Consider the following 4,130-nt stretch of genomic DNA (forward strand, 5'->3'; position numbering starts at 1 on the left):
ATCCGACGATGGGCCACCCTTGCCGAGTGTTCTGCCGCGGAGCGGCTTCGTCCAATCGCGCATATCGGTATGGCCAGTCGCCAGCCACCCCCGCGCGCCGCTCGGGATCGTCATCGCCGCAGGATCGCGCCGATCACCCGCGCCAGCGCATCGGCATCGACGATGACGCGCACTCCACGCGTCAGCACGATCTCCATCCGGCTCGACGACGATGCAGGGGGTGGCGGACTATGAGATCACCGCCCGCGCAAACGTGAGGGCGCCCTCGTTCCCGCTCAACCGCCCTTCGCGCGCCAGATTCCGCCAAGTGAACAGCTGGCCCGGCCGCAAGCCATGTCGTCGCGCCGTCGCCGACACCTGCCGCGGCCCGCTCTCGCTCTCCGCCACGATCCGAGGCTTCTCCTCCGCCGACCAACGGCGCCGCGCGCCACTCTCGATCACCTCGAGCCGCGATACCTTCGACATAGGCGTATGATCAGTCATACTATGTCTTCGGCCCCGCCTCCCTCAGCGCAAGGCGGCCGTCGCCGGCTTTCAATTACCCATAACGTTGACCACTCGGGCTGATCCGCTGATCGGCGAAATCTTGAATCGAAAGAATCACTTGTGATTCCTTTCTGAGCACCTGATTCGCGAGGGGGTGCTCTATGGGGCTGACATTAAGGGATCGATCGGCAAAAGGCTGTTCGCGGTCCTTGGAAGGTGAATGTTGGATTGATCGAGAGAGTAGTGGATGCGGCTTTAGGGACGCGCGGCTCGGCGGCAGATTCCGCAAACTGCTCACGCAGATTGGAAGCGCCATGGGACAAAGCATTCCGCTCGTCTGCCAGGATTGGGCAAATACCAAGGCAGCAGCCTATCGCTTCTTCTCCAATGAGCGGGTCAGCGAAGCGGACATTCTGGCCGGCCACTTCCAATCGACACGTGATCGTGCCGCCGCCGCTGAAGGTCTCGTTCTTGTGCTGCATGACACAACCGAGTTCAGCTATCAACGCGAGAAGTCAGAAGCGATCGGCATCACCAAGAGCATAAACAGTGGACGGGATAAGGCGGGCCGCCTCAGATCGCACACGGTTTTCGGCATCCTGATGCATTCGAGCCTCGCGGTTACAATCGAGGGGGTGCCCCTGGGGTTGGCGGCCGTTAAGTTCTGGACCCGGAAGAAATTCAAGGGGACGGCAGCGCTTAAAAAGAAGATCAATCCGACCCGGATTCCCATCGAGAAAAAGGAAAGCGTCCGGTGGTTGGAAAATCTCAAGCAGTCTACGCAGCTCTTGGATCATCCGGGACGATGCATCCATATCGGTGATCGCGAGAGTGACATCTACGAGCTCTTCTGCGCAGCACAAGAGATCGGAACTCATTTCCTGATCAGGACCTGCGTCGACCGCTTGGCTGGAGATGGGGATCACACGATCGCCGACGAAATGGACGAAGTCGCCGTCAAAGGGCTGCATCGCATCGAAGTCAGAGATAGCAACGGCGATCCCGACCAGGCCGTTCTTGAGATCAGGTATCGCAAGATTCGCGTCCTGCCGCCGATCGGAAAGCAGAAGCGCTATCCCGCCCTGACCCTGACGGTGATCATGCCGAAGAGCGCGGGACCCCGAAGAACAGAAAGAAGATCGATTGGAAGCTGATCACCGACCTGCCTGTTGGTTCCCGCACCGACGCTATTGAGAAGCTCGAGTGGTATGCTTTGAGATGGAAGATCGAGGTGTTCCACAAGATCCTCAAATCGGGCTGCAAAGCTGAGGAGTCGAAGCTCAGGACCGCCCAGCGTCTGACCAATCTGATCGCGCTCTTTTGCATCCTAAGTTGGCGGGTCTTCTGGATGACGATGCTCAACCGTTCCGCCCCAGACGCGCCGCCAACCCTCGCGTTGACTGCGACTGAAATCGGCGTGCTCGATCGCCTCGTCAACGACAAACCAAAAGGAAGACAGAAAACGCTCTCGCATTATCTGATCAAGATTGCCCGGCTCGGCGGTTATCTCGCCCGCGCCAGCGATCCGCCGCCCGGCAATACCGTTATGTGGCGCGGGCTGTCACGCCTCACTGACATCGCGCTGGGCGCCATGGTCGGAGCAGAATTTATGGGTAATTGAAAGCTTGACCGGACGCGTACATGCCAAGTGTGCCGCTGCAACAGCATGGACCGACAAGGCTGTCTCCCGCAATTAGACTGAGATCGCCATGTCAATTTATTGAGTTGTCAGCCGGCTGGATTGGATGCCAACAGAATGCTCGCAGCCGAAACCTTCTCCAATGGCTCGTAGTGTCCATATTCGTGGGTTTCTTTGTAATGCCCGTTACCGACGGCATTATAGTAGCTAATATATGACCACAATTGTGTATTCGAGCGATTTGGGCCAGAACCGTGTATCAGATTTCCGTCGAAAATCATCGCGTCGCCTGGCTCCAACTCAACATAAACAGTCTCGAATCGCTTCATATGGTGTGAAAGACATCGACATAGCTGCATTGGTCGCCATCCACCCCCGCCAGGGTAGGCTCGCACTCTAACTGCTACCTATTTGCCTGGCCGTTTCAGTTCCATCGAAATTCGCGGAATCACCGTGTCGCCCCGGGGTGATGGGGGATCAATGGTGACTTCTTCGGTTAGATTGGCCAAAGTGCGCTTCTGCGCGTTGTCGTGCTCGTGGCGATAACTCTCGCGCAACAGCACCGCGCGCGGCGAATATCGGTTCGGCATCGTCTCGATGCACATTGTCGCATCGAATCATATTCCACGTGATTTGGAAATCTTGAGGGTTCTGTGAGCTCGCGGGGCAAAGGCTAGCCGCGCGCGGTGGCGCGTGCGATCTCATAGAAGCCGGATTGAACGAAGCCGCGGAGTTGTGGGCGCTATGGGGATAGTGCAGCTGGTGCGCCTGCGGGGAAGGCGCACCTGTGGTCGCCACGCGTCGGCGAGACATTCAGCTTGATGTGAGTGGCCATATTGACCGGGCCAAGGGCGCGCCATGCAGCGAGAGATTTGCTGCGGCGGGTTGCGGCCGAACGATTGGCGAGACGTTCGGTGACGAGCGCGGCCACAGCGACCTCGGACGTTGCCACCGAGCAGGTGATACGGAAGGGGTGGATGGAGCAGGCGCTGGTCATGACGTGTCACAACGAAACGGATGATCGCGCGCAGCAGGCTTGCGGGATGAGATCGACACACGCCGCAAGGTGCCGCCGCAATGGGGGCAGGCGGGGATCTCGCATTGCGGATCGCCGCCGGCTCCTTGATCAGCCGGAGCGTTGCGGACAGCAGGGGGTTGACGAAGGGCGATTCATTGCGTCCGCCGTTGGTGGCGAGGAGTGGCGGAGGCGGTGGAAGCCGTCCGGCAGGGTGTGCAGGCGAAAGCGACGAATGAACTCACCGGCATCAAGCGTCATCACCTTGGCTTTGCGATTCTGCCGATAGTCCTTCCAGGAAAAAGCTCACCTTGCTCTCCGCGGTGAGATCAGCCGGCTGTTGGCGATGGCAACGCGATGCGTATAGCGGCCGAGATAAACGAGCACCCATTCGGGCTCGCCGAATGGCGGCTTGGCGTGGACGACCCAGTCGGTCCGTCGGAGCCGATCGAGGCGCTGGGTGAACGCGGCGGGATCGGCGAGATGGGCGAGATCACCAAAAAAAGCCCAACTCGCCAGCCGCGAAGGCAGCTTGCAGTTCTTGCAGGAACAGGCGGCGGCACAGCCGAGAGAAGAAGCCGGGCCGGCAAGCGACCCAGTGTGCGCCGTCCGGCGAAGGTACACCACCAGGGCACGACATAGTGGACATGCGGATGGTGTTGAAGGGTCTGGCCAGGTATGGAGGACGGCGGTCACGCCGAGCTGGGCGCCGAGGTGCTTGGGGTCGGCCGCGATGGTAGCGAGCGTCTCGGCCGCGCAACGGAACAGGATGGCATAGACGATCGCCTTGTTCTGGAAGGCGATCTCTGCGGCGGAGGCCGGCATGGTGAAGACGACGTGGAAATATGGTACGGGAAGGAGTTCGACTTGCCGCTCGGCAAGCCATTGCGCGCGCGCCGAGCCCTGGCACTTTGGGCAATGCCGATTGCGGCAGGTAATGGGCGACGCCCATTAGCTGTCTTATGGGCAAATCCATTAATGGGGAGCTGG

General features: G+C 59.8%; 5 protein-coding genes and 1 pseudogene. 2 read left to right on the top strand and 4 right to left on the bottom strand.

Features of this window, described 5'->3' with window-relative positions; genetic code table 11:
- Window positions 1-228 precede the first annotated feature (228 nt).
- Window positions 229-483: a transposase gene (locus CQ13_RS08300; protein WP_245309085.1), complete on the bottom strand. Its 255-nt coding sequence runs from the start codon at window positions 481-483 to the stop codon at window positions 229-231.
- Window positions 484-647: 164 nt separating this feature from the next.
- Here CQ13_RS08300 and CQ13_RS40695 point away from each other — a divergent pair, with 164 nt between their 5' ends.
- Together CQ13_RS40695 and CQ13_RS45410 are read left to right on the top strand one after the other, a co-directional pair.
- Window positions 648-1,640, top strand: coding sequence for an IS4/Tn5 family transposase DNA-binding protein (locus tag CQ13_RS40695; RefSeq protein ID WP_245309086.1), 993 nt, complete (start codon window positions 648-650; stop codon window positions 1,638-1,640).
- A 77-nt stretch (window positions 1,641-1,717) separates the two neighbouring features.
- Window positions 1,718-2,107 (top strand): IS4 family transposase, encoded by a 390-nt coding sequence (locus tag CQ13_RS45410; protein ID WP_245309087.1) that lies wholly within the window; start codon window positions 1,718-1,720, stop codon window positions 2,105-2,107.
- A 107-nt stretch (window positions 2,108-2,214) separates the two neighbouring features.
- Here the strand turns inward: CQ13_RS45410 and CQ13_RS47040 are convergent, their stop codons facing one another.
- The 3 genes and pseudogenes from CQ13_RS47040 to CQ13_RS08320 all read right to left on the bottom strand — a co-directional run.
- Entirely contained in the window at window positions 2,215-2,520 is a 306-nt protein-coding gene (locus tag CQ13_RS47040; RefSeq protein ID WP_430649666.1) for a phytanoyl-CoA dioxygenase family protein, read from the bottom strand.
- A gap of 12 nt (window positions 2,521-2,532) precedes the next feature.
- Entirely contained in the window at window positions 2,533-2,730 is a 198-nt protein-coding gene (locus CQ13_RS08315) for a hypothetical protein (RefSeq protein WP_057842515.1), read from the bottom strand.
- Between the two features lie 388 nt (window positions 2,731-3,118).
- A pseudogene (locus CQ13_RS08320) lies at window positions 3,119-4,076 on the bottom strand (IS91 family transposase); the annotation flags it as partial.
- Window positions 4,077-4,130: the final 54 nt, after the last annotated feature.

The sequence above is a fragment of the Bradyrhizobium retamae genome, from assembly GCF_001440415.1.
In the GTDB taxonomy this organism is placed as follows: domain Bacteria; phylum Pseudomonadota; class Alphaproteobacteria; order Rhizobiales; family Xanthobacteraceae; genus Bradyrhizobium; species Bradyrhizobium retamae.

Excerpts from the sequence above, each read along its gene's own strand:
- CQ13_RS08300 (WP_245309085.1), bottom strand. The coding sequence starts at position 483 with ATGACTGATCATACGCCTATGTCGAAGGTATCGCGGCTCGAGGTGATC.
- CQ13_RS40695 (WP_245309086.1), top strand. The coding sequence starts at position 648 with ATGGGGCTGACATTAAGGGATCGATCGGCAAAAGGCTGTTCGCGGTCC.
- CQ13_RS08315 (WP_057842515.1), bottom strand. The coding sequence starts at position 2,730 with ATGTGCATCGAGACGATGCCGAACCGATATTCGCCGCGCGCGGTGCTG.